Source organism: Azospirillum sp. B506 (genome assembly GCF_000333595.1).
In the GTDB taxonomy this organism is placed as follows: domain Bacteria; phylum Pseudomonadota; class Alphaproteobacteria; order Azospirillales; family Azospirillaceae; genus Azospirillum.
In genome coordinates this window covers 1-982 of sequence record NZ_BADK01000376.1, presented here as the reverse complement: position 1 = coordinate 982, position 982 = coordinate 1, and the positions used below count along the sequence as shown (strand labels likewise).

The 982-nt window shown below is 66.7% G+C and carries 2 protein-coding genes; both read right to left on the bottom strand.

What is annotated here, in order from left to right; all coding sequences use genetic code 11:
* Nucleotides 1–275: transporter substrate-binding domain-containing protein (locus I71_RS11600; RefSeq protein WP_148294217.1), on the bottom strand; the 275-nt coding region annotated here is incomplete at its 3' end.
* A 192-nt stretch (nucleotides 276–467) separates the two neighbouring features.
* A partial coding sequence (locus I71_RS11595) for an Lrp/AsnC family transcriptional regulator (RefSeq protein ID WP_244433773.1) occupies nucleotides 468–982 on the bottom strand: 515 nt, incomplete at its 5' end.

Below are 982 nucleotides of genomic sequence, written 5' to 3'. Positions count from 1 at the left end.
ATCTTGCCCTGCTGCAGCGACGGGATCATGCCGTCCCAGTCCATCGCCACCAGTTCGCAGTCGGCTTCGATGCGCTTGCACAGATCCCAGGCGAGGTCGATTTCGAAGCCGACCAGCTTGCCCGACGAATCCATCCCGTTCCACGGCGCGAAGGCGCCTTCCGAGGCGATGCGGATCTTCTTCGCGTCCTTGGCGGCGGCGGGGTGGTCCATGGTGATGCCGGCGGTCCCGGTCGCCAGCGCACCCAGCACCAGCGCCATAAGGATCTTCTTCATCGGCTTGTTCCTTCCAGTCAGTATGCTGCCCGGCGCCGGCCGTAGGTTCCGTGCCGTCTGCCGGGCGCCGGGACTTTGGCACAGGCCTCCGCCGCCAGTCATCCCCGCGTTGCCCCGGCCCCCTGCGTTCCCATGGCGCAGCCCGTTGGGATGGCTGACTGTCCGGTATCGGAAAGCCGGGGGCCGGACCGGCTACAGCCGGGCGCGGGTGCTGCGCGGGGTGTTGAGCAGAAGGTTGGTTTCGCTGGTGGTGATGCCGGGGATCAGGCGGATGCGGCGCAGCACACCGTCGAATTCCGGCAGGCTGCCGGCCGACAGCTCGACGATCAGATCCCAGCGTCCGTTGGTGCTGTGGATCTCCAGGATCTCCGGAAAGCCGCTGAGCGTCCGCACCACGCGGTCGGTGGCTTGCCCCTCCACCTCGATCAGCATGATGCCGCGCACCGGTGCCTCCACCGTGTCGGCACGCAGGATCACGGTGTAGCCGGTGATGATGCCGGCGCTTTCCAGCCGCTCCATCCGCGACCGCACCGTCGCCCGCGAGACGCCGAGTTCGATGGCGAGGTCGGAAATGCTGCGGCGACCGTCATGCCGCAGCAGGGTGATCAGCTTCTCGTCGAGCCGGTCGAGCGTCATGGTCGTTGGCTCTCCGCCATTCTGGCAAGCATAGCTGTCCGGTTTGGTAGGCTGGAACGCACCATTGTCAA